Annotated in this window: 20 protein-coding genes; 12 read left to right on the top strand and 8 right to left on the bottom strand. The window is 62.6% G+C overall.

Annotated features, from left to right (window positions below; translation table 11 throughout):
• Positions 1-23: 23 nt before the first annotated feature.
• From MHM88_RS09405 to pdeM, 12 genes are all read left to right on the top strand, one after another.
• A complete protein-coding gene (locus MHM88_RS09405) occupies positions 24-1,415 on the top strand; it encodes a type II and III secretion system protein family protein (RefSeq protein ID WP_239363543.1) in 1,392 nt (463 codons plus the stop codon).
• Between the two features lie 21 nt (positions 1,416-1,436).
• On the top strand, positions 1,437-2,057 hold the full coding sequence (locus MHM88_RS09410; protein WP_239324809.1) for an OmpA family protein: 621 nt from the start codon (positions 1,437-1,439) through the stop codon (positions 2,055-2,057).
• A gap of 245 nt (positions 2,058-2,302) precedes the next feature.
• On the top strand, positions 2,303-3,550 hold the full coding sequence (locus MHM88_RS09415) for an AAA family ATPase (protein WP_239363546.1): 1,248 nt from the start codon (positions 2,303-2,305) through the stop codon (positions 3,548-3,550).
• A gap of 30 nt (positions 3,551-3,580) precedes the next feature.
• Positions 3,581-5,023, top strand: coding sequence for a CpaF family protein (locus MHM88_RS09420; RefSeq protein ID WP_239324813.1), 1,443 nt, complete (start codon positions 3,581-3,583; stop codon positions 5,021-5,023).
• Positions 5,023-5,991, top strand: coding sequence for a type II secretion system F family protein (locus tag MHM88_RS09425; protein ID WP_239324815.1), 969 nt, complete (start codon positions 5,023-5,025; stop codon positions 5,989-5,991). The genes MHM88_RS09420 and MHM88_RS09425 overlap by 1 nt, the downstream gene beginning before the upstream one ends.
• A gap of 9 nt (positions 5,992-6,000) precedes the next feature.
• Positions 6,001-6,987 (top strand): type II secretion system F family protein, encoded by a 987-nt coding sequence (locus MHM88_RS09430; RefSeq protein WP_239363550.1) that lies wholly within the window; start codon positions 6,001-6,003, stop codon positions 6,985-6,987.
• Between the two features lie 10 nt (positions 6,988-6,997).
• Entirely contained in the window at positions 6,998-7,606 is a 609-nt protein-coding gene (locus MHM88_RS09435) for a tetratricopeptide repeat protein (RefSeq protein ID WP_239324828.1), read from the top strand.
• A 36-nt stretch (positions 7,607-7,642) separates the two neighbouring features.
• The gene (locus MHM88_RS09440; RefSeq protein ID WP_239324830.1) at positions 7,643-8,494 is read left to right on the top strand and encodes a lipopolysaccharide assembly protein LapB; all 852 of its coding nucleotides are present in this window, start codon (positions 7,643-7,645) and stop codon (positions 8,492-8,494) included.
• 13 nt (positions 8,495-8,507) lie between these two features.
• Positions 8,508-9,005 carry a prepilin peptidase gene (locus tag MHM88_RS09445; RefSeq protein WP_239363556.1) on the top strand — a complete coding sequence of 166 codons (498 nt, stop codon included), beginning with the start codon at positions 8,508-8,510 and terminating at the stop codon, positions 9,003-9,005.
• Positions 9,006-9,201: 196 nt separating this feature from the next.
• Positions 9,202-10,509: an ATPase gene (locus tag MHM88_RS09450; RefSeq protein ID WP_239363558.1), complete on the top strand. Its 1,308-nt coding sequence runs from the start codon at positions 9,202-9,204 to the stop codon at positions 10,507-10,509.
• A 269-nt stretch (positions 10,510-10,778) separates the two neighbouring features.
• Complete coding sequence (locus tag MHM88_RS09455) at positions 10,779-13,196, top strand: ligase-associated DNA damage response DEXH box helicase (protein ID WP_239363561.1); 2,418 nt, start codon at positions 10,779-10,781, stop codon at positions 13,194-13,196.
• 17 nt (positions 13,197-13,213) lie between these two features.
• Complete coding sequence (gene pdeM / locus MHM88_RS09460; RefSeq protein WP_239363565.1) at positions 13,214-13,879, top strand: ligase-associated DNA damage response endonuclease PdeM; 666 nt, start codon at positions 13,214-13,216, stop codon at positions 13,877-13,879.
• Between the two features lie 88 nt (positions 13,880-13,967).
• On the opposite strand, the gene folD is transcribed toward pdeM, so the two are convergent.
• From folD to MHM88_RS09500, 8 genes are all read right to left on the bottom strand, one after another.
• Positions 13,968-14,870: a bifunctional methylenetetrahydrofolate dehydrogenase/methenyltetrahydrofolate cyclohydrolase FolD gene (gene folD / locus MHM88_RS09465; RefSeq protein ID WP_239324840.1), complete on the bottom strand. Its 903-nt coding sequence runs from the start codon at positions 14,868-14,870 to the stop codon at positions 13,968-13,970.
• 45 nt (positions 14,871-14,915) lie between these two features.
• Positions 14,916-15,221, bottom strand: a complete 306-nt coding sequence (locus MHM88_RS09470; protein ID WP_239324842.1) for a chorismate mutase — start codon at positions 15,219-15,221, stop codon at positions 14,916-14,918.
• Positions 15,222-15,286: 65 nt separating this feature from the next.
• Entirely contained in the window at positions 15,287-16,963 is a 1,677-nt protein-coding gene (locus MHM88_RS09475) for a formate--tetrahydrofolate ligase (RefSeq protein WP_239363567.1), read from the bottom strand.
• 183 nt (positions 16,964-17,146) lie between these two features.
• Complete coding sequence (locus tag MHM88_RS09480) at positions 17,147-17,728, bottom strand: sulfurase (protein WP_239363568.1); 582 nt, start codon at positions 17,726-17,728, stop codon at positions 17,147-17,149.
• 66 nt (positions 17,729-17,794) lie between these two features.
• Positions 17,795-18,412, bottom strand: coding sequence for a hypothetical protein (locus MHM88_RS09485; protein WP_239363569.1), 618 nt, complete (start codon positions 18,410-18,412; stop codon positions 17,795-17,797).
• Positions 18,413-18,706: 294 nt separating this feature from the next.
• The gene (ftsH, locus tag MHM88_RS09490; RefSeq protein ID WP_239324855.1) at positions 18,707-20,620 is read right to left on the bottom strand and encodes an ATP-dependent zinc metalloprotease FtsH; all 1,914 of its coding nucleotides are present in this window, start codon (positions 20,618-20,620) and stop codon (positions 18,707-18,709) included.
• Positions 20,621-20,709: 89 nt separating this feature from the next.
• Entirely contained in the window at positions 20,710-22,008 is a 1,299-nt protein-coding gene (gene tilS / locus MHM88_RS09495) for a tRNA lysidine(34) synthetase TilS (RefSeq protein WP_239363574.1), read from the bottom strand.
• A complete protein-coding gene (locus MHM88_RS09500; protein WP_239324861.1) occupies positions 21,999-22,859 on the bottom strand; it encodes a tetratricopeptide repeat protein in 861 nt (286 codons plus the stop codon). The genes tilS and MHM88_RS09500 overlap by 10 nt, the downstream gene beginning before the upstream one ends.
• Between the last annotated feature and the right edge of the window lie 3 nt (positions 22,860-22,862).

The following is a 22,862-nucleotide window of genomic DNA, read 5'->3' on the forward strand; positions in this document are numbered from 1 at the left end:
GCGTGATCGGAAAGGCAGGTCACATGTCAATTGGACGATTTTTTGCGGCGGCCCTGACCGGGCTGACCCTTTTCTGTGCATCCCTCCCCGACGCCAGCATGGCGCAGGGAGTAAAAGTCGTTAAGAAGGGCACCAACGCCACGCTTGATGTACCGATGAACCGGGCAGTCGTGGTCGAGGCGGATGTCCCCTTTGCGGAGCTGAGCATCGCCAATCCGGGGATCGCCGATATTTCATCGCTTTCGGATCGCACGATCTATGTGCTGGGAAAATCGCCCGGCCTGACCACATTGACGCTTCTGGACGGCTCTGGCCGTCTGATTACCAATGTGGACGTGCGGGTCGCGGCCGATGTGAGCGAATTCAAACAACGCCTGAAACAGATCCTGCCGAACGAAAAGATCGAGGTGCGCACCGCCAATGACGGCATTGTGCTCTCGGGCAACGTCTCCAGCTCTCAGCGCCTGCAGCGCGCCCTCGACCTGGCGGAGCGCTATGCGCCGGACCGGGTCAGCAACCTGATGACCGTGGGCGGTGTCCAGCAAGTGATGCTCAAGGTCCGCTTTGCCGAGATGGAGCGCTCGGTGTCCAAGTCGCTGGGCTCTTCCGTGGCATTTGGTGCAACCGATGTGCTTGGCGAAACCGGCACCTGGCTTCAGGGCGAAAACGGCCTGGCCAACCCGGAAATCGGCACGCGGGACGGTATCGCCGGGGCAACCTTCATCGGCTTTGACATCGGATCGGTGGAGTTTGGTGTCCTGCTCGAAGCACTGGAAGAAAAAGGCCTGGTTCGCACCCTGGCAGAACCCAACCTCTCCGCGCTGTCCGGGCAGGAGGCCAGCTTTCTCGCCGGTGGCGAATACCCTGTGCCGGTGTCCCAACGCGAAGGTGTCGTGACCATCGAGTTCAAACCCTTCGGGATCGAACTGAATTTCATTCCCCGCGTGGTGGATGGCGATCTCATCAATCTGGAACTCAAGGCCGCGGTTTCGGCGATCGACCCAACCAATTCGATCACGCTGGAGGGGCTGGTTATCAACGCCTTCACCCGCCGCGAAACCTCCACGACCGTGGAAATGCGCGATGGCGAGAGCTTTGCAATTGCCGGCTTGATCGAAGACGAGTTCCTCGACAACGCCGCGCAGGTTCCGTGGCTCGGTGACGTGCCCATTCTCGGCACGCTGTTCCGCAGCGCCGACTACACCCGCAACCAGAGCGAATTGGTCATCATCGTCTCGGCCCATCTGGTCACCCCGACCCGTGGCGAGGCCTTCTCTCTGCCCACGGATCGCATCAAGCCACCAAGCGAGCGCAACCTGTTCCTGCTTGGTCGCACGGAACGCACGCAGTCGGGCGCAGCCGGCGAAGTGGCAAACCAGGACTTTGATGGCTCTTACGGCTATCTCCTCGACTAACGCATAGGAACGGTGGCGCAGATGTTGAAACACGCGGCAATGATTGGACTGGCTCTGGCAACGAGCGCCTGCGCCTACAAGGAAGCCGGCGCCCCGCTGGACCAAACCTATTTCGGCTCGGCCAACGTCAACAATACCGCCGTCCAGTCCGGCGATCGCAGCTACCGCGTGCAACTGGCCAAGCGCTTTGCGTCGGAAGTGCCAAGCACGATCAACTTCGATTTCGACAGCGCCCGTCTCGATGGGGCGGCGCGTCAGGTTCTGGACCGTCAGGCGGACTGGATTCGCCAGTTCCCCGAAGTCCGGTTCCGGGTCTATGGCCACACCGATGCGGTTGGCAGCCAGGGCTACAATAAATCGCTGGGCTTGCGCCGCGCGCGCGCCGCGGTGAACTATCTGGTGGCCCGCGGGATCAGCCGCAAGCGTCTGGAGGCCGTGGTCTCCTACGGGGAAACCCAACCCCTGGTGCTGACCGACCAGCGCGAGCGCCGAAATCGCCGGACGGTGACCGAAGTCAGCGGCTTTGTCGCGGCCCGCGTCAATCAGCTGGATGGCAAATACGCGCAAATCGTATATCGCGATTATGTGGCAAGCGGCGTCTCCGAAACCACGCTGAGGGCCGACTCGCGACTGGACGAGTAAGACCGTTCAGGCGGCCTGATCCCGACCTGTCCGGTCCCGGGCGGGCACATCACAGGCAAAGCCCCGTCGCGGTAAACTCTTTGTTAGGCATGATTAACATTCCCTACAATCGGAGTTTTTTGGCCCCAATATCGCCCAGATTGAGAACGACAGTGATCCCATAGGCGCCGTGTACCTTGTGGTGGGGGCGGCGTCGGTCCACCATCGGCATTGAGCCGGGACCGAACAATGTGGGGATACTGGCGATGACGAGTGAGAATTCGCAAAGCGAGGCTGCGCCGATCGCAGCCTGTACAATCAGCCGTGACGTCCAGAACTTCGATCTGCTGATCGAGGACATGGAAACCGTCATGGGCGAAGCCTGGGGGGACCTTGGCTTTACCGAAGCGCTTGCCTTCTTCTACCAGCCCGAAGCAGAAGCCGTGGAGTTCGTGGCCCTCGCCATGGATGCCGAGGACGAGAGCAACCTGCCGCTGATGGGAGAGATCATCACCCAGGCCAAGTCGCGCGGCATCAAGGTCATCCTGGTCGCCGAGGATGTGACCCCGGCCGCATTGCACAAGCTGCTGCGCCAGGGCGCGGACGAGTTCATCCCCTACCCGCTCCCTGAACAGGAGCTGGCAGCGGCGGTTGAACGCCTGCGTGTGCCGGAACAGCCTGTCGCGCAAACGCCCGCGGCACCGGCCCGCGCGCACAAGCTGCATGCCGACAGCCAGCGCGAAGGCGCCGTCATCGTGTGTCATGGTCTGGCCGGCGGCTCTGGCGCGTCGACATTTGCCGTCAACCTCGCCTGGGAGCTGGCGGAACTGACACCATCGGAACGCCCCAGCGTCTGCCTTCTGGATCTTGATCTGCAAACCGGCTCGGTCTCGACCTATCTCGACCTGCCGCGCCGCGAGGCGGTGATGGAGATGCTGAGCGAAACCGAAGCCATGGACGAGGACATCTTTGGCCAGTCGCTGGTGTCCTTTCAGGACAAGCTTCAGGTGCTGACCGCGCCTGCGGACATGGTGCCGCTGGAGTTCATCACGCCGGAGGACATTCTGCGCGTGGTGGAAATGGCGCGCAGCCATTTTGACTTTGTCGTCATCGACATGCCCCACACGCTGGTGCAATGGACCGAAACCGTGCTCACCCTCTCGCATGTCTATTTTGCGATGATCGAGCTGGACATGCGGTCCGCCCAGAACGCCCTGCGGGTCAAGCGGGCGTTGCAATCGGAGGACCTGCCCTTTGAAAAGCTGCGCTTCCTGCTGAACCGGGGTCCGAAATTCACCGACCTGAATGGCAAAAGCCGGGTCAAACGACTGGCAGAAAGCCTCGGTATTTCCATTGACGTCCAGCTGCCGGACGGTGGGAAAACCATTCTTCATAGCTGCGATCACGGCCAGCCGCTGGCGATCTCCGCACCAAAGAACCCTCTGCGCAAGGAAATCGCCAAACTGGCAAAGAGCCTGCATGAGCTGGGGCGGTCGGACGCGGAAGCGGCCTGAAAGGGCACGTGAACACCTGGGGGTATCAAGATGTTTTCCAAGTACAAGAAACCGGCCGCAGCACCCGTGGCCGCTGCGCCAAAGCCCGCAGCGGCCCCCGTTGAGGCGCCGGTCGAAGGCGTCAAGACCATGCTGCGACGTCCCGCCCAGCGCAAGACCGCCGAGGCGGCCCCCCAGGATCGCGAGCGCAAGCGCAAGGAACGCCTGGGCGAGATCAAGATCGAGCTGCATCGTGAATTGCTCGAAAACCTGAACCTTGCCGCGCTGGAGAAGGCCTCCGAGGCGGACCTGCGCAACGAGATCGCCTCGATTTCAAGCGAAGTGCTCCAGGACAAGAATATCGTCCTCAACCGCGAGGACCGGCAGCAACTCAACAAGGAGCTGTATGACGAGGTCACCGGCCTCGGGCCGCTGGAAACGCTGCTGAAGGATGACAGCGTGTCGGATATCCTGGTCAACGGACCGCAGCAGATCTTTATCGAGCGTGGCGGCAAGCTGGAACTCTCCGACGTCACCTTCAAGGACGAGCGTCACCTGATGCGGATCATCGACAAGATCGTCTCTGCTGTGGGGCGGCGCGTGGATGAATCAAACCCCTATGTGGACGCCCGTCTTGCCGATGGCTCGCGCTTTAACGCCATGGTGCCGCCGATCGCCGTCGACGGATCGTTGGTTTCGATCCGGAAGTTCAAAAAAGACAAGCTGGGCATCGACGATCTGGTGAATTTCGGCGCTTTCACAGAGGAAATGGCTGCATATCTGCAAGCGGCGGTTTCCACCAGACTGAACGTGATCGTCTCGGGCGGCACAGGTTCGGGCAAGACAACAACCCTGAACGCGCTGTCGAGCTTCATCGACAATTCCGAACGTATCCTCACCATCGAGGATACGGCGGAATTGCAGCTGCAGCAGACCCATGTGGGCCGGATGGAAAGCCGCCCGCCCAACGTCGAGGGCAAGGGCGAGGTGTCGCCGCGCGACTGTCTCAAGAACGCCCTGCGGATGCGTCCCGACCGCATCATCGTCGGCGAGACCCGCGGCGCCGAGGTGATCGACATGCTGCAAGCGATGAACACCGGCCACGATGGGTCGATGACCACGATCCACGCCAACTCCGCCCGCGACGGGATTTCGCGTCTTGAGAACATGATCGCCATGGCCGGCATCGAAATGCCGATCAAGGCGGTACGCAGCCAGATCGCCTCCGCTGTCAATCTGATCGTACAGGCCTCACGCCTGCAGGACGGGTCCCGCCGGATGACTTCGATCACCGAGGTGACCGGAATGGAGGGTGATGTGATCTCCATGCAGGAGATCTTTCGCTTCCAGCGCGTGGGCCTGACGCCCGACAACAAGATCATCGGCCATTTCACCGCAACCGGTGTGCGCAGCCACTTCTCCGAACGCTTCCGTCTCTGGGGATATGACCTGCCGCCTTCGATCTATGAACCAACCGTGATGGAGACCCGCTGATGCAGATCGGGATTGAACCACTTATCTACGGGCTGATCTTTGTCGGGGTTCTGGTCCTGGTCGAAGGGCTCTATCTTGTCACCTTCGGTAAATCGATCAGCCTGAACAGCCGCGTCAACCGACGGCTGGAAATGCTGGAAAAGGGCGCCAACCGCGAGCAGGTTCTGGAACAGCTCCGCAAGGAGATGCGACAGCATCTGAAATCGCAGTCGATCCCGCTCTATTCCCTGCTGGCCGAACGCGCCCAGAAAGCGGCCATTGCCTTCACGCCGCAGCAGCTGATCCTCATCATGGTCGCATTGGGCGGGATTGCCTTTGTCGGCCTCAGCATCGGCACGCAGGCGGATACCTCCGTGCGTGCCCTCGCCTCTGTCGTGATCGGCGTTGGCGCGGTCTTCGTCTGGGTGAACTCCAAGGCCAAGAAACGCATGGCCGTGCTGGAAGAACAGCTCCCCGACGGTGTTGAACTGATGGTGCGCAGCCTGCGCGTGGGGCATCCGTTCTCCTCTGCCATTCAGATGGTCGCCAAGGAGGTCGAGGACCCGCTGGCGACCGAATTTGGCATCATCGCCGATGAATGCGCCTATGGGCGCGACGTCGGCGAGGCGCTGAAGGAGATGGCCGAACGCCTCGACATGCAGGATTTGCGGTTCTTGTCCGTCGCCGTCACCATCCAGCAGCAGTCCGGCGGCAACCTGGCCGAGGTTCTGGCCGGCTTGGCCAAGGTGATCCGGGCGCGCTTCCGGCTGTTTCGCCGGGTGAAGGCGATCACCGCCGAGGCGCAGTGGTCCGGCAAGTTCCTCTCGGGCTTTCCGCTGTTCTGTCTCGTGTTCACCCTGTTCAACGATCCCCACTACTACGACAACGTGCTGGACCATCCCTGGTTCATTCCCGCCTGTTTCGTGGTCGGGGTGATGCTGACCGCCAATATCTTTGTGATGCGCATGCTCACCAACATCAAAGTCTGAGGATCGACCATGAACCCGCTGACCGCCGCGCAGGATATGCTGATCAACCAGTTCGGAGAACTCGGGCCATTGCTGGCGCTGGGATGCCTTGGCATTCTGCTGGTTGCGGTGGCGGTGGGGCTGATCCTCAATCAGCCGGAAGACCCGCTGAAGAAACTTCAGCGCAGCCTGTCCGAAACGCAATCCTCAGCGCCGCAAAAGGACCGCCTGCGCCAGGCCAACCGCAACGAGCAATTGCAGAAGTTCGCCAACTTCCTCGAACCACAGAACGAGGAAGAGCTCTCCGCGATGGAACTCAAGCTGCGCCAGGCGGGCTATCAGTCCAAGGACGCAGTGCGGCTGTTTCACTTTGCGCAATTTGCCCTGGGCCTGACCGGGCTCGGGCTTGGCCTGTTCTATGTCTACGGGCTGAACGCCGATATGGAATACACCTCGCAGGATATGATCCTGCGGATCGCCGGCCCGGCGGGGGCCAGCTATTTCCTGCCGCGCTATTGGGTGAACCGCCGGATCGACCAGCGCAAGCAGGCCATCACCCGCGCCTTTCCCGATGCGCTCGATATGATGCTGGTCTGTGTGGAGGCCGGCCAGTCCCTGGACCAGGCGATCGTCCGCGTCGGCAATGAGCTGCGCGCCTCCTACCCCGAACTGGCGGAAGAATTCGAAATCGTCGCCTATGAAATGAAGGCCGGCAAGGAGAAGGACAAGGTACTGCGTGACATGGCCACCCGTTGCGGCGTGCAGGACGTGTCATCCTTTGTGACGGTGATGATCCAGTCCGCAACCTTCGGCACATCGATCGCCGATGCGCTTCGGGTCTATGCGGCGGAAATGCGCGACAAACGCGTGATGCGCGCCGAAGAGGCCGCAAACAAGTTGCCAACAAAAATGACCCTTGCCACAATGGGCCTGACCGTACCACCGCTGCTGATCATCCTGGTTGGACCCTCCGTCGAGGGGATCTCGAACCTGGGGAAACAAGGCACCTTGCCGTGACAAGAACACCATGACCACCCGGACCAGACGCACCCGCCTATTTCGTCTGATCCCACCTGCGACCGTCACCTGCGCTCTTGCGCTGGTGGCGGCTTGCGTATCAGCACCTGCGCGCAACAGCCTGTCCCTGACGGACGATCAAGGCGTTTGGGCCCCGGGCGTAAACCCGACAAAAGACGCCGTGAACGGGCTGGATGTGGGCCACCGCCTGATGGCCGCCGGGCAATACGAACTGGCCATCGACGCCTTCAACAGAGCGGCGCTGAACGAGGGGCTGACCCCCGAGGTGCTGTCCAGCCTTGGCACGGCGAACCTCGGTCTCGGCCGTCTGGGCCAGGCCGAAGACCTGCTGCGCCGCGCGGTCCGGGACGCGCCGGAATGGCCCGAGGCGCTGAACAACCTTGGCGTGGTCCTAATGGAACAGGGCAAACATGCCGAGGCCGAACAGATCCTGCGGCGCGCCTATGCGCTGGACAATGGCGAAAGTGACGCAATCCGCGATAATTTGCGGCTGGCCCTCGAAAATCTTGACAACCCCGGGCATACTGCCGCCACCGGCGAGGAGTTTAAACTGGTGCGCAGGGGGGGCGGCGTCTACCGCATCCAGACGACACCGTGACATCGCCAGAGGCAGAGCAGAAAAGGACGCAGCAAAATGCGCCATATGGGTCTATTGTCCGCAGGGCTGGTCGGGGCACTGTTCCTGTCCGCCTGTAGCAAGGAAATCGATAAGGAAGCCGTGGAGCGCGCGCTTCAGGACGTCAATGTCATCGACGAAAGCAACCTCAACAGCGTCATCCTGAACAGCTCCGATCCGAATGAAGCGGTGTCCTATTTCCAGCGCGGCGTCGCCGAAAACCCGGATCGTATCGACATGCACCGCGGTCTTGCCACGTCGCTGATCCGTGCCAAACGCTACACCGAAGCCGCCGCCGCCTGGCAACGCGTGGCAGGGCTGCCCGATGCCACCGATGAGGATCGCGTGAACCTCGCCGATGCGCTGATCCGCACCAACGAATGGGATCAGGCCCGCAAGACCCTCGATACCGTGCCGCCGACGCATGAGACCTACAAGCGCTACCGGCTGGAAGCGATGATTGCCGACAGCGAAGAGAACTGGAAAGCCGCCGACAGTTTCTATGAAACCGCGATCGGGCTGACCACGACCCCTGCCGGCGTGTTCAACAACTGGGGTTATTCGAAACTCACGCGCGGTGATTTCACCGGCGCCGAGCGCCTGTTTGGCGAGGCCCTGCGTCAGGATCCCAACCTGTTCACTGCCAAGAACAATCTGGTTCTGGCCCGCGGCGCCCAGCGCAACTACAGCCTGCCGGTGATCTCGATGACCCAGGTCGAGCGGGCGCAACTGTTGCACACTATGGCCCTGTCGGCCGTGAAACAGGGCGACGTGAATACCGGCGAGGGTTTGCTGCGCGAAGCGATCGAAACCCACCCGCAGCATTTCGAAGCCGCCTCACGCGCGCTCGAAGCGCTGGAAAACGGCTGATCGGAGCCCCACGATGCAATTCCCGGCCCAGGCTGCCCTGTGGTTTCTGCCTTTCGTAGCGCCGCTGTGCTTTATCGTTGCGCTGACCGACCTGCGCGAAATGCGCATTCCCAACTGGACGGTGGACTCTCTGGCCGCGCTCTATGTCCTGTTGGGCATGCTGGTGATGCCAAGCTGGACAGAATACGGCTGGCAGTTGCTGCACCTGCCGGTCGGGCTGGCCATCGGGTTCCTGATCTATGCTGCAGGTCTGGTGGGCGCCGGTGATGCAAAATTCGCCGGCGCGGCGGCACCCTATGTCGCGCTGGCAGATCTCCCAGATGTTGCGGTGATCTTTGCCTTCACCCTCCTGAGCGGTTTTCTCGCCCATCGGATTGCCCGCCATACCCCCCTGCGCCGCTTTGCACCGAGCTGGAAGAGCTGGGATGCGGGCAGCAAGTTTCCCATGGGCCTGTGCCTGGGCGCGACGCTTGCGATCTATCTTTGCCTGGCGGCCTTTTACACCGGCTGACAGGGCGACACCCGCGGAGCTCCCAAACACGCCGGATCTTGCGCACAATCGGCCTCGCTCTTCGTGGAAATGATGCAGCGATGCCGTGGTCTTGCCACAGTGTTGAATATTCTGTTTTGCAATCGCCGCGGCCCGGGGAACGCATGCCCCACGGGCCAGGATGGGACCGTCATTGCAACAGAGGAACCGCCGCAAGATGAACATGCAGAACCTGACCGTCATGGCGCCCCCCGCCCCCAAGGGCCTGGCCGAAATGCGGCTGCCGCTGGTGATGATGCGGGACATCCTGCTGAAGACCATGTTCCGCAAGACCCTCGATACGGTCACCGAACTGTCGGAGGCGATCTGCCTGCCCACATCGGTGACGCAGGAGCTAATCGACATCGCCCGCGAACAGAAGCTGCTGGAGGCCACCGGGACGCTCAATGCGAACTCCGGCAACGAAATGGGCTATCAGCTGACCGACGCGGGCAAGTCCCGGGCGCTGGATGCCCTGGCGCAGTCGGAATATTTCGGTGCGATGCCGGTACCGCTGGAGACCTACCGCGAACAGGTCAAGCGTCAGTCGATCCGCAATATCATGGTGACACGGCAGCAGCTCACTGCCGCCATGGGGCACCTGATCCTGCCGGACACGCTGCTGGACCACCTTGGTCCTGCTGTCAGTGCCGGGCGCTCGATCCTAATGTATGGCCCGCCGGGGAACGGCAAATCGTCGATCTCGAACGGGATTCGCGATGCGCTTGGGGATCGCGTGTTTGTACCCCGCGCGATCGAATATGCCGGTCAGGTCATCACCGTCTACGACCCGATCGTCCATAACGCCGTTGCACCGGAAGAAGACGATCCCAATGCGCTGCGCAAGCGGCGGCGGTTCGACGAGCGTTATGTCTGCTGCGAACGCCCGACCGTCGTCACCGGTGGTGAGCTGTCCCTGTCGATGCTGGACCTCGTCTACAACCCGACCGCGCGCACCTACCAGGCGCCGTTGCAGCTGAAATCCACCGGCGGCATATTTATCGTCGACGACCTCGGGCGCCAGGCAGAGAGTCCCCAGGCGCTGGTCAACCGCTGGATTGTGCCACTGGAAGAGAGCAAGGATATCCTCGCCCTGCAGTCCGGCGAGAAATTCGAGGTCCCCTTTGACACGCTGGTGATCTTCTCCACCAACTTTCACCCCAACGAGATCTTCGACCAGGCGGCCTTGCGGCGGATCTTCTTCAAGATCAAGATCGACGGGCCGGATCAGGAGAACTTCCTCAAGATCTTTGCCCTGGTGGCCCGCAAAAAGGGTGTTCCCCTCGACGAAGCGGCGCTGGTCCATCTGCTGAAGAACAAATACCCCACGATCAACAATGTCTATGCCAACTATCAGCCGGTGTTCCTGATCGACCAGATGATCTCGATCTGCGAGTTTGAGGGCATCCCCTACCAGATGTCGCCAGAGCTGATTGATCGTGCCTGGGCCAATATGTTCGTCAAGGACGAAGAGATCGTCAAATAACCCCAAAACCACCAGTCCGACCCGCTGCACCGACGCCGCGAAGGGGGGGCTCCCGCCCGTCGCCGGATCAGTACTGATCCGCTCCCGTTGGGCCCGGCACCGTGCCACGGCACGGTGCCGCAGTCTGCCCGGGGGGCAGGCTGCATGGGAGACGCCGTTACTGCCATTTACCCCCTGTCAGGTTCCTGCCTGGGCCTTCGCTGTCGCAGCATATTCCCATGGTCCAAATAACCTTTGGTCGCGGCACCGATCCGGACTAAATGGGGAACATGGAAACGCTACCCCCCCAGATTATGTCCTGGTTTTCGAGTCGTGGCTGGAGTGTACATCCGCATCAGCAGGACATGCTGCGCCGCAAGGATGATCCCGCGACGCTGCTGATCGCTCCCACCGGCGGCGGCAAGACCATGGCCGGGTTTCTGCCGACCTTGTGCGAACTGGCCGATGGCAGGCATGACGGCCTGCATACGCTCTATGTCTCGCCACTGAAGGCGCTGGCCACCGACATCAAGCGCAACCTCACCGGCCCGGTCGCCGAGATGGGCTTGCCTATTCGGATCGAGGACCGCACCGGCGACACCTCCTCCACGCGCAAGCGCCGCCAGCGGGCCGACCCACCGCATATCCTGCTGACCACGCCGGAAAGTCTTGCCCTGATGGTGTCATATGAGGATGCCGCGCGCACCTTCAAAGGACTACAGAGGGTGATTGTGGACGAGGTACATGCGTTGGCCGAAAGCAAACGCGGCGATCAGCTGATGCTGGCGCTGAGCCGTCTGCAGGCGCTCCGCCCCGATCTGCGCCGCGTCGGGCTGTCGGCGACGGTGGATGACCCGGCCGCGATTGCAAACCGGTTGGCACGCCATCCCGATCCCTGCCCGATCTACATGGCGGACCCGGGGCCAGCCCCGAACATTCGCATGCTGGACGTGGCTGAGGCGCCACCCTGGGCTGGCGGCGGTGCGGCCTATTCCATTCCCGCCGTGCTCGAACAGATCCGCGCACACCGCACGACGCTGATCTTTCACAACACCCGTGCGCAGGCGGAAATCTTCTTTCACAACCTGTGGCTTGCCAACGACGAGGGGCTGCCCATCGGCATTCACCACGGTTCGCTCGACCGGGTGCAGCGCGAACGGGTCGAGGGCGCCATGGTGCGCGGTGAACTGCGTGCGGTGGTCTGTACCGGCTCGCTCGATCTCGGGATCGACTGGGGGGATGTGGACCTGGTGATCCAGATTGGCGCCCCGAAGAACGTCAAGCGTCTGGTGCAGCGGATCGGGCGCGCCAACCACCGCTACAACGCGCCCTCCAAGGCGCTGTTGGTGCCCGCGAACCGCTTTGAGGTGGTCGAATGCCGCGCCGCGCTCGAAGCTGCCCGCGCGGGCGATCTCGATGGTGATCCCCTGCCCCCGGGCCCGCGGGATGTTCTGTGCCAGCACATCCTGATCGCCGCCTGCGCCGGAGCGTTTGCCGCCGATGATCTGTATGCCGAGATCACCAGCGCCGGGGCCTATGCAGGGCTCACCCGTCCCGAATTCGATGCCTGCCTCGATTTCTGCGCCACCGGCGGCTATGCCCTGCGCGCCTACGACCAATGGCAGCGGCTGGTGCAGCACCCGGACGGGCGCTGGCAGTTGCGCGATCCGCGCGCGGCGGCGCGCATCCGGATGAACCTCGGCACCATTCAGGACACCGACACGCTGAAAGTCCGCCTGCGCCGCAGCAGGGGCGGCAAACCACTCGGCGAAATCGAAGAGGGATTTGCCGCCACCCTCACCCCCGGCGATACCTTCCTGATCGCCGGCCAGATCGTGCGCTATGAGGGGCTGCGGGACATGACTGTCGAGGTCACCCGCAATGCCGCCAGAAAACCCAAGGTCGCCACCTTCAACGGCACCAAATTTGCAACCTCCACGCAGCTGTCCGAGCGCATTCTGCGCATTCTGAACCAGGATCACTGGCCGGATCTACCTGACCACACCGCCGAATGGCTGACGCTCCATCGCGAGGTCTCGCAGATGCCGCGCGCAGGGCGCCTGCTGGTGGAGAGTTTCCCCCATGACGGGCGCGAATATATCTGTGCCTACGGGTTCGCAGGACGCAACGCGCAGCAAACTCTGGGTCTGCTGCTGACAAAGCGGATGGAAGAGCTTGGCCTTGATCCGCTTGGCTTTGTCGCCTCTGACTATGCCACGCTGATCTGGGGGCTGGAACCGGTGCAGGATGCCGACGCGCTCCTGGATCGCACCGCCCTGCGCGAGGGACTGGAGGGCTGGTTGGCCGAGAACGCCGTCATGAAACGCGCCTTTCGCAGCGCTGCCACCATCGCCGGGCTGATCGAGCGCAACCTGCCGGGGCAACGCAAGTCCGGCCGGCAGGCGACGTTTTCCTCCGACATCCTCTATGACACCCTGCGCAAATACGATCCCGACCATCTGCTGCTCGACATCACCCGCGAGGAGGCGTTGCGCGGGCTGGTGGATTTTGGACGAATCGAGGACATGATGGATCGCGTGGGCGACCGGATCGATCTGCTGCGCCTGCATCGGATCTCTCCTCTTGCAGCGCCGCTGTTGCTGGAGGTGGGAAAGATCCCGATCAAGGGCGCCGGTGTCGAACGGTTGATGGCTCAGGAGGCGGAAACCCTGATGCGCGCGTCCGGGCTTGCGGATCTGGCCCAATAACGCCATTCCCTGCGCGCATGAACACGACATCATCTACCGGCTATGCCTTTTCGTTTCATGGCGCCGCACTTTGTGCGCTGGGTGCACGTGCGCTCTGGTGGCCGCAAGAAACGACATTGATCGCCTCCGACCTGCATCTTGGCAAATCCGAGCGGGTCGCACGCCGGACGGGGGTGTCGCTGCCCCCCTATGAGACACGCGATACGCTGCACCGGCTGGAGGGGCTGATTGCGGAACTGTCACCCAAACGGGTGATCTGTCTCGGCGATAGCTTTGACGATGATCGCGCGGCCAACAGCCTTGGCCCCCAGGACAAGGCCCGCCTGTCGGCGCTGATGCAGGGGCGACACTGGATATGGGTGGAGGGAAACCACGACCCCACGCCGCCGCCGCTGGGCGGCGAGGCCGTGGCGCAATTCAGCCTCGGGTCATTGATCTTTCGACATATCGCAACCCCGCAGGGCGTCGGTGAAATCAGTGGCCACTACCACCCCAAGGCCAGCCTGCGCGGGCAATCACGCCCGGCCTTCCTCATGGATCGCAACCGAATGATCCTGCCAGCCTTCGGCACCTATACCGGCGGGCTGCGCAGCACCGACCCGGCACTCACCGCGCTGATGGAGAAGCAGGCTCTGGCCATTCTGACCGGCGCGCGCGCCCTGCCCTGTCCGATGCCCCGATAACGCAAGAACGGCGCGCCTGATGGGGCACGCCGGTCCTTCATCTTTTTACAAATACCTCCGCCGGAGGCCGCGACGCATTTGCGTCGCTTCAGGCGGTCAGCCCTTCGGGCTCGGCCAGGTTATTGGCCCGGCAGCAGGCGGTGACGGTGTTTGCCAGCAGGCAGGCAATGGTCATCGGCCCCACGCCACCGGGCACCGGCGTGATCGCGCCGGCGCGTGCCGCTGCGCTCTCATAATGCACATCCCCGACCAGACGGGTCTTGCCTTCGCCCTTCTCCGGTGCGTCGATCCGGTTGATACCCACGTCGATGACGGTGGCGCCTTCCTTGATCCAGTCCCCGGGCACCATTTCGGGGCGGCCCACGGCGGCCACGACGATATCGGCGCGGCGCACCACGTCCGGCAGATCCTTGGTGCGCGAATGGGCGATGGTCACGGTGCAGCTGTCACCCAGCAAAAGCTGCGCCATCGGCTTGCCCACGATGTTGGAACGTCCGACCACAACCGCATCCAGGCCGGACAGAGACCCGTGATGGTCCCGCAGCATCATCAGACAGCCAAGCGGGGTGCAGGGCACCATGGATTTCTGTCCCGTGCCCAGCAGACCCACGTTAGAGATGTGAAACCCGTCGACATCCTTTTCCGGCGCGATGGAGTTGATAACCAGATCCTCGTCCAGATGTTTCGGCAGCGGCAGCTGAACCAGAATGCCGTGCACCGCCGGATCGGTGTTGAGCTGGTCGATCAGCGCCAGCAGATCCGCCTCGGAGGTCTCCGCATCGAGTTTGTGCTCGAAGGAGTTCATGCCGACCTCGACGGTCTGCTTGCCCTTGGAGCGCACATAGACCTGCGACGCAGGATCTTCGCCCACCAGCACCACGGCGAGCCCAGGGGTGATGTCGTGCTCTTCCTTCAGGCGGGAGACATGCTCTGCCACCTGACCGCGGACCTTGGCCGCAAAGGCCTTACCGTCAATGATTTCTGCTGCCATCGTTTTGTTCCTTGTCACGGTGCAGACCCTTCGTTCGGGCGCTGCTCAAGTCTCCGGGATGTCCCGCGCCTCGCGCGAAATCGACCAATCCACCATATCGCGCCAGATGCGCTCTACCAGACGCGGATCAAGACCCTCGGCCTCGGCCACCCGGCACGCGTTGGCGACAACCTCCTCCACCCGGGACTGGATGCGTGCCGGCCATCCATTGGCCTGCTTCAGTGTCACAGCGCGATCAATATAGTCGGCACGATCCCGAAGCAGCTTCACCAGTTCCACGTCGATGGCATCGATCGCCTGACGCAGTTCGGACATGTCGGCACAGTCTTGCGGCGGTTTGCGGTGGGTCATCTCTCTTTCAAAACTCCTACGGCCCGAGGCATATGCCCCGGGCCGCAGATTGCCCATTTCGAGCCTTAGAACAAGCCTTCGATCAGACCTTCTTCGTTCAGGCGGATGCTTTCCGCCGCCGGGGTGCGTGGCAGACCCGGCATGGTCATGATCTCACCGCAGACAACCACGATGAAGCCAGCACCTGCCGAAAGACGTACCTCACGCACCGGCACCGAGTGACCGGTGGGCGCACCGCGCAGGTTCGGATCGGTCGAGAAGGAATACTGGGTCTTAGCCATGCAGACCGGCAGATGGCCATAGCCCGCGTCTTCCCACTCTTTCAGCTGGTTGCGGATCTTCGCATCGGCCAGAACCTCGTCGGCGCGGTAGATGCGCTTGGCGATGGTTTCGATCTTCTCGAAGAGCGGCATTTCGTCCGGATAGAGCGGACCGAAGTTGGCGGAGCCGCCTTCGACCAGTTCCACGACCTTTTCGGCCAGCGGCGCGGAGCCTTCGGAGCCCAGTTCCCAATGGCGGGACAGAACCGCCTCGACACCGTGGGAGGCTACATATTCCTTCACCGCGTCGATTTCCGCATCGGTGTCGGTGACGAAGTGGTTGATCGCGACAACCGCCGGCACACCGAAGGATTTCACGTTCTCGATGTGACGGCCGAGGTTGGCGCAGCCGTTCTGAACCGCTTCGACGTTCTCGGCACCGAGATCCGCCTTGGCAACGCCGCCGTTCATCTTCATCGCGCGCACGGTGGCCACGATCACCACCGCGGAGGGGGCGATACCGGCCTTGCGGCACTTGATGTTCATGAACTTCTCTGCGCCGAGGTCAGCGCCGAAACCGGCTTCGGTCACCACGTAGTCCGCCACTTTCAGTGCGGTTTTGGTGGCGATGACGGAGTTACAGCCGTGCGCGATGTTGGCGAACGGGCCGCCGTGCACAAACGCCGGGTTGTTTTCCAGGGTCTGCACCAGGTTCGGCTGCATCGCGTCCTTCAGGAGAACGGTCATTGCGCCTTCGGCCTTGATGTCACGGCAGTAGACCGGGGTCTTGTCGCGGCGGTAGGCGACGATGATGTCGCCGAGACGCTTTTCCAGATCCTTCAGGTCGTTTGCGAGGCAAAGGATCGCCATGACCTCGGAGGCCACGGTGATGTCAAACCCGGTTTCACGCGGGAAGCCGTTGGACACGCCACCGAGGGAGGCGGTGATCTGGCGCAGGGCGCGGTCGTTCATGTCGACCACACGCCGCCATGCAACGCGGCGGATGTCGATTTCCTGCTCGTTGCCCCAGTAGATGTGGTTGTCGATCATGGCCGACAGCAGCGAGTGAGCGGAGGTGATCGCGTGGAAGTCGCCGGTGAAGTGGAGGTTCATTTCCTCCATCGGAACGACCTGCGCGTTGCCGCCACCAGCTGCGCCGCCCTTCATGCCGAAGTTCGGGCCGAGGGACGCTTCGCGGATGCAGATCATCGCGTTCTTGCCGATGCGGTTCAGGCCGTCACCCAGGCCGACGGTGGTGGTGGTCTTGCCTTCACCCGCCGGAGTCGGGTTGATCGCGGTCACCAGGACCAGCTTGCCGTCTTCCTTGCCCTGCACGGAGTCGATGAACTCCTGGCTCACCTTGGCCTTGTCGTGGCCATAGGGCAGAAGGTCTTCGTTTTTCATGCCCAGTTTGGCGCCGATCTCCTGGATCGGGAGCTTGTTCGCCGCGCGGGCGATTTCAATGTCACTCTTGTAGCTCATGGCCTGGTTCCTAAGTGTCGAGTTGGCAGGGGCCGGCCACTGGGACCGGCGACTGCCCTACGCTTAGCCCTTCACAAAAAAACCGCGCCATTGGTTTCCGACATAATTGCGCTTCAGAGCGTCTTTGATCGGTTTCGAACCGCCCCGGACCCGAGGCCGTGGGACATATTCTTCCCCGTGGGATCAGGAACCAGCGCTCCAGGCCCGTTGATCCGGCACGAACAGCCGCAGAGTGTCTCCCAGCTTGAGCCGCCCCGGACGCTCCACCCACGCGGTGATTCCCCGCCGGCCCCGGGCTGCCGCCTTGAACTTGGGACCAAAGCCGGCATGGTCCTTTTCGATCTCGCGACCGGGAAGCACACAGGGGCGGTTCTCGATATCTGTGGTCAGGGTGACGCCATCCGGCCCCTGCAAACGCGAGCTGGGGGGCACATGGGTGAAATCCGGAATGCCCCGGACAACCAATGTCGCACCGAGATAGCGCGGATCGAGCTGGCCAAGACCCATGTCCGCGGCAATCTGCGTCAGCTCTTCTTCCGAGAGAATGGTCACCTGGCGGGTGTTCCGGATCTCGGTTCCCGGCGCATAGAGATTTTTCACCCGCACGCAGGACGGGCGCTGCGCGCCCGCGTGCCGTTCGCCGGTGAGGCCGTGAAATCCGAATTCCAGATCATCGCGCATATCGGCCTGAATGCCGCCATCTGCCGGGACAATCCCCATCCAGGTGACCTCTGCGCTGAATTCGGTTTCGCGTAAAACGGGCATGGTGATGTCTTTCTGCTCTGAAAATCTGGCGCAAGTCTAGCCAAGCGCCGCGCCGCCACAAGGGGGTCAGCCCACGCGTGCCCGCCGCAGTTGCGTTTCCAGAAGACAAATCGACCACGCGATCAGGGCTGCCGCGAGCAGCTCCAGCAATTCTTCGTAGATCATTGCCGTTTCGATGACCGCCGGATCGAGGGTCAGCCCAATTTCCCCAAGCTTGCGCCCGATCCCGTCGATGCTCTTGGCGACGATGACAAATCCGACAGCACAGGCCCCGCACCAGGCCCAGGGGCGAAAGTGGCGCAGCCCCGACACGAACCCGGGCGCATTCAGTCGAAGCAATCGCAACAGTATCGTCAGCACCAGGAGCACAACCATCAGGCCCACTGCTTTTTCCCAGATCGGAGCGTCCCCGGAATAGAGCCGCAGTTGCAGGATGCCCTCGCTCAGGAACCGCTTGTCAAAATCGAGTTCCCGACTGCTCAGCACTAGAAACAACGCCCAGACTTGCCACTGGGGTCCCAGGACCCGCGAGCGCGAGAAATAGATCACCATGACGGCACACAAGCCCCAGAGGGCTGCGGACACCTTTTCGACCGGACCATCCTCGTGCAGGCCTGCGCTGAACGGGCTGTAATAGGTTGCGGACGCCCAGATGGCGACGCAGGCACAGACAGTCACCAGCACCGCAAATACAACCGGCGCGGGAAGAAATGGATTTGATGTGGACCGCTCTTGCGTCGCTGGTCGGGCAGAATGATCTGTAAAAGGGATGCGCACAATAGCTCCGGTCGCTTGCAAAGGACCCCTGATATTTGGGTGCGGAGCGCGGGGGTCAAGCACCTTGTAACGATTTTGTGACGCTATTTACGTAACGGATGGTCTCCTGTCCTGGAAAACAAAAAAAGAGCCGCGAAGGATCGCGGCTCTTTCAGAAATGTCCAGACCCTCCGGGTCGCAGCCCGGCGGCGGGCCGTTGCGCTAGGTCGAAGGCTCCGGCTCCATATCGCCTTCCGGCGGGGATTTCTTGGGCTTTGCCTTCGGGATCGCGGTCACGGAGGTGGCCCCGGTATCCGCGTCGTCGTCGGCGTCATCATCTGCCTGCGGCGGTTCGCCGTTCATCACGCGCTTGATCTCTTCACCGGTGAGGGTTTCATATTCCAGAAGACCCTGCGCCAGACGCTCCCACCCTTCCTTGTGCTCTTCCAGGATCTTGTAGGCGCGCTGATAGGCCTCCTCGATGAAGCGGCGCACCTCTTCCTCGATCAGCTCCTTGGTATTGGCAGAGACGGAGAACCCGGCAGTGTTGCCAGAGTAGCCCTCATGCGCTTCGGCGTAGTCGATATTGCCGACCTTGTCGGACATGCCCCAGCGCAGCACCATCGCACGGGCCAACTGGCTGGCCTGCTGGATGTCGCCTGCAGGGCCGTTGGAGACGTGGCCTTCGCCGTATTTGATGATCTCGGCAGCCTTGCCCGCCATGGTCATCGCCAGCTTCTGCTCACACTCGTCCTTGTGCCAGTTCAGACGGTCCATCTCCGGCAGGCTCACCACCATGCCAAGCGCACCGCCACGGGGAATGATGGTCGCCTTATAGACCGGATCGCACTCGGGCAGCATCAGCCCGACCACGGCATGCCCCGCCTCGTGATAGGCGGTCTTTTCCTTCTGGTCGGCCGTGAGCACCATCGAGCGGCGCTCCGCGCCCATCATCACCTTGTCCTTGGCGTTCTCGAAGTCTTCCATGGTGACAAAGCGGCGACCGACGCGCGCGGCCATCAGCGCGGCCTCATTGACCAGATTCGCCAGATCCGCACCGGAGAAACCGGGGGTACCACGGGCAATGATGCGCAGATCCACGTCAGCGCCCAGCGGTGTCTTGCGAGCGTGTACGCCGAGGATCTTCTCACGGCCTTTGATGTCGGGGTTGCCGACGGTCACGTTGCGGTCAAAACGACCAGGACGCAGCAAGGCCGGATCGAGCACATCCTTGCGGTTGGTCGCTGCCAGAATGATCACGCCCTCGTTGGCCTCAAACCCGTCCATTTCAACCAGCAGCTGGTTGAGGGTCTGTTCGCGCTCGTCATTGCCGCCGCCATAACCGGCACCACGATGGCGGCCCACGGCGTCGATCTCGTCGATAAAGACGATACAGGGCGCGTTCTTCTTGGCCTGCTCGAACATGTCGCGCACGCGGCTTGCACCAACACCCACGAACATTTCGACAAAGTCGGACCCGGAGATGGTGAAGAACGGCACACCGGCCTCACCCGCGATCGCGCGCGCCAGCAGCGTCTTACCCGTCCCCGGAGGGCCCACCAGCAGCGCGCCTTTGGGGATCTTGCCGCCGAGACGAGAGAATTTCTGCGGATTGCGCAGGAATTCCACGATCTCTTCCAGCTCTTCCTTGGCCTCGTCGATGCCCGCGACGTCGTCAAAGGTGACGCGACCGTGCTTTTCGGTCAGCATCTTGGCCTTAGACTTGCCAAAGCCCATGGCACCGCCTTTGCCGCCGCCCTGCATGCGGTTCATGAAATAGATCCAGACACCGATCAGCAGCAGGAACGGCAGAAGCGTCAGCAGGAAGGACTGGAACGTCGACTGCTGCTGCTTTTCCGCGCGCACGGGGATGTTGTTGTCGATCAGCATCTGGGTGACCTCGGCGTCTCCCGGCTTGATCGTCGTGTAGCTCTGGCCGTCGGAGGTCGTGTAGCGCACCTGTTCGCCATCCAGCGTCACGGTGCTGACATTTCCGCCTTCAACGGAGGTCACGAATTCCGAATAAGTCTTCTCGCGGCTCTGAAGTGTGCTGCCGGATCCGCTGAACAGGTTGAACAGGGTCACGACGAGCAGGAACAGAACTACCCAGAAGGCGATATTGCGTGCGTTGCCCAAAATGGCTCTCCCAAGAATTCCAAGGACGCCACGGCCCTAGCACGCGACGACCATCAGTTGTACCTAAAATAAGGATGATTTGGTCAGGTTCAATGCGATAAAGCAGGCTGCGCCCATGTCTCGGGTCGTCGGATTGCCGCAGCCGACCAGGTTTCGCTCGACTGGAGCGGCGGAACGGCCACCAGCACATCGCCACGCCAGACCGCTGGCAAGGTCATCAGCACCTCACGCGGGGCCCCGTGCCCGCGCCAATCCTCCAGCTGCGCCAAGCCGTCCGCCCCCAGAGCGCGGACCTCGAAACCGGCTCCCGTATCAGGCACAGGTCCTGAAATACGCCAGGTCTCATCCCAACAGAGAGCCGCCGCCTCTGCCGGGGCCTCCGTCCCGGTCCAGGGCTGGCACAGATCGCGCACCGCCTGATACTCGCGGCAGATCCAGATATGATCGGTTTTCACCAGGATCTGACAGCCCTGCAACGTCGCCCCCCTGCCCCGGCCCAGCGCGCGCAGCGCGTCCATCAGGGGCACGCGTCGCGGCGGGTAGCCCAGCCCGGTCACATAAGAAACCGCGCCCACCAGCAGGCGGCGGGCGATCTCCTCCGCCAGGGCATTAAACCCTGACCGATCAAGCACTACCGCGCCCAAGCGGACCTGCCCCAGCGCCTGTGCGGCCTCTGCCACCTGATGATCCAGCGCCGCATCCGCCATGCGCATGTTGTCGGCCACAGCGGCAAGCGCCTCCACCGTCAATCCGAGCGGCTCCAGCGCTTTCATCGCATCACGCACGCGCACCCGTTCGAATCGCAGGTCCTGATTGGAGGGATCGTCGATCCAGTCCAGCCCCCGCGCCTTGAGGTAGGCCCGCAAATCGTCACGGCGCAGCCCCAGCATGGGCCGCAGGATCGCGGTCCCGTCACGGGAATGTCGTCGCGGCATCGCAGAGAGCCCCGTGACCCCGGAGGCGCGGCGCAGGCGCATCAACACGGTTTCCGCCTGATCGTCGGCTGTATGACCTACCGCCACCGCCGGGATGCCGCGGGATTGGGCCCAATCCGTCAGCAACCTGTATCGAGCATCGCGAGCCTCACCCTGCAGGTTGCCGCGGCGCGTATCATCAGGCTGCCAGCTGAGAATGTCGTGAGAGAGGCCCAGCGCCTTGGCATGGGCCGCCACCTGCTCCGCCTCGGCCCGTGATTCGGCGCGCAGCCCGTGATCCACGGTCACCACATGCAGCTGGGTCCCTTCCTCACGAGCGATGATTGCCAACAGGTAGAGGAGTGCAAGGGAATCGCTGCCGCCCGACACCGCCACGCCCAGAGATCCGGGCACCGCCCCCAAGCCAGCCCGCACCTCGGCCAACAGAGCGTCTTCGGTGGGCGTCAAGAGCACGCCAGTTTGGATCGTTCCTCTTCCGCCGCGGTCACAGCCGGATCGTTGGGGAAGCGGACAGATACCTCCGCAAGGGTGATGCAGGCCTGGTCCACCTGCCCGAGCCGGCCCAAGGCCGCGCCCAGCTCATAGAGGGCTTCGGGAGCGATGGCGCCCGAGGTGTCACCGGTGAAGGCCGCCAGATAGGCGCGTGCCGCCTCGCGGGTATCGCCCAGACCGTCAAGCGCCTTGCCGCGCCCGAAATCCACCTTTGCCGTCAACGGGCTGCCCGGATAGGCCTCCTTGAAGGTCGCCAGCTTGTCGGCAGCCATCTGGTAGTTCTCTGCCTCGAGGTCGGTCATCGCGGCCTGATAGTCCGCTTCCTCGCCCACGGCGAGCTCACCTGTCCCCGGTTCGGCGGTCTCGGCCGTGCCCGGTGCAATCACCGCCGTTTCGCCCAGTCCGGGAGCGCCCTCGCCCTCGACGGAGCCGCCCAGGGTCGTGGTTTCACCGAGTTGCGACAGGTCGCCCCCCTCAAGTTCCACGAGACGGAACTCCAGATCCCCGATCCGATTGGTGCCATCCTCGACGATACGCTGAATGCGATACTGCAGCTGCTCCGTCTGCGCGGTCAGCCGTTGCAGTTCCGCCTCGATCGCCGTTACCCGATCCAGCACCGAAGTGCCCGCCAGCGAGGCCGACGGGGCACCGGTTGTGGACAACTCCCGGTTCAGGCGCTGCACTTCCACGTGCAGGACCGTCAGCTCCTGACGGATGTCCGCAAGGGTCTGCTCGCGGTCCTGCGCGAAAGAGGGCATGGCGCTGGCCGCAACCAGTGCCGTTGAAAGGAGGATCTGTCGCAAACCACGCATCGG

Origin of the sequence: Epibacterium sp. MM17-32 (assembly GCF_022348205.1) — a bacterium.
Classification (GTDB): Bacteria; Pseudomonadota; Alphaproteobacteria; order Rhodobacterales; family Rhodobacteraceae; genus Epibacterium.

Excerpts from the sequence above, each read along its gene's own strand:
- MHM88_RS09420 (WP_239324813.1), top strand. The coding sequence starts at position 3,581 with ATGTTTTCCAAGTACAAGAAACCGGCCGCAGCACCCGTGGCCGCTGCG.
- MHM88_RS09480 (WP_239363568.1), bottom strand. The coding sequence starts at position 17,728 with ATGCCCGTTTTACGCGAAACCGAATTCAGCGCAGAGGTCACCTGGATG.
- MHM88_RS09475 (WP_239363567.1), bottom strand. The coding sequence starts at position 16,963 with ATGAGCTACAAGAGTGACATTGAAATCGCCCGCGCGGCGAACAAGCTC.
- MHM88_RS09500 (WP_239324861.1), bottom strand. The coding sequence starts at position 22,859 with ATGCGTGGTTTGCGACAGATCCTCCTTTCAACGGCACTGGTTGCGGCC.
- MHM88_RS09455 (WP_239363561.1), top strand. The coding sequence starts at position 10,779 with ATGGAAACGCTACCCCCCCAGATTATGTCCTGGTTTTCGAGTCGTGGC.
- pdeM (WP_239363565.1), top strand. The coding sequence starts at position 13,214 with ATGAACACGACATCATCTACCGGCTATGCCTTTTCGTTTCATGGCGCC.
- MHM88_RS09405 (WP_239363543.1), top strand. The coding sequence starts at position 24 with ATGTCAATTGGACGATTTTTTGCGGCGGCCCTGACCGGGCTGACCCTT.
- MHM88_RS09445 (WP_239363556.1), top strand. The coding sequence starts at position 8,508 with ATGCAATTCCCGGCCCAGGCTGCCCTGTGGTTTCTGCCTTTCGTAGCG.
- MHM88_RS09430 (WP_239363550.1), top strand. The coding sequence starts at position 6,001 with ATGAACCCGCTGACCGCCGCGCAGGATATGCTGATCAACCAGTTCGGA.
- MHM88_RS09450 (WP_239363558.1), top strand. The coding sequence starts at position 9,202 with ATGAACATGCAGAACCTGACCGTCATGGCGCCCCCCGCCCCCAAGGGC.
- MHM88_RS09425 (WP_239324815.1), top strand. The coding sequence starts at position 5,023 with ATGCAGATCGGGATTGAACCACTTATCTACGGGCTGATCTTTGTCGGG.
- folD (WP_239324840.1), bottom strand. The coding sequence starts at position 14,870 with ATGGCAGCAGAAATCATTGACGGTAAGGCCTTTGCGGCCAAGGTCCGC.
- MHM88_RS09470 (WP_239324842.1), bottom strand. The coding sequence starts at position 15,221 with ATGACCCACCGCAAACCGCCGCAAGACTGTGCCGACATGTCCGAACTG.
- MHM88_RS09440 (WP_239324830.1), top strand. The coding sequence starts at position 7,643 with ATGCGCCATATGGGTCTATTGTCCGCAGGGCTGGTCGGGGCACTGTTC.
- MHM88_RS09435 (WP_239324828.1), top strand. The coding sequence starts at position 6,998 with ATGACCACCCGGACCAGACGCACCCGCCTATTTCGTCTGATCCCACCT.
- MHM88_RS09410 (WP_239324809.1), top strand. The coding sequence starts at position 1,437 with ATGTTGAAACACGCGGCAATGATTGGACTGGCTCTGGCAACGAGCGCC.
- MHM88_RS09415 (WP_239363546.1), top strand. The coding sequence starts at position 2,303 with ATGACGAGTGAGAATTCGCAAAGCGAGGCTGCGCCGATCGCAGCCTGT.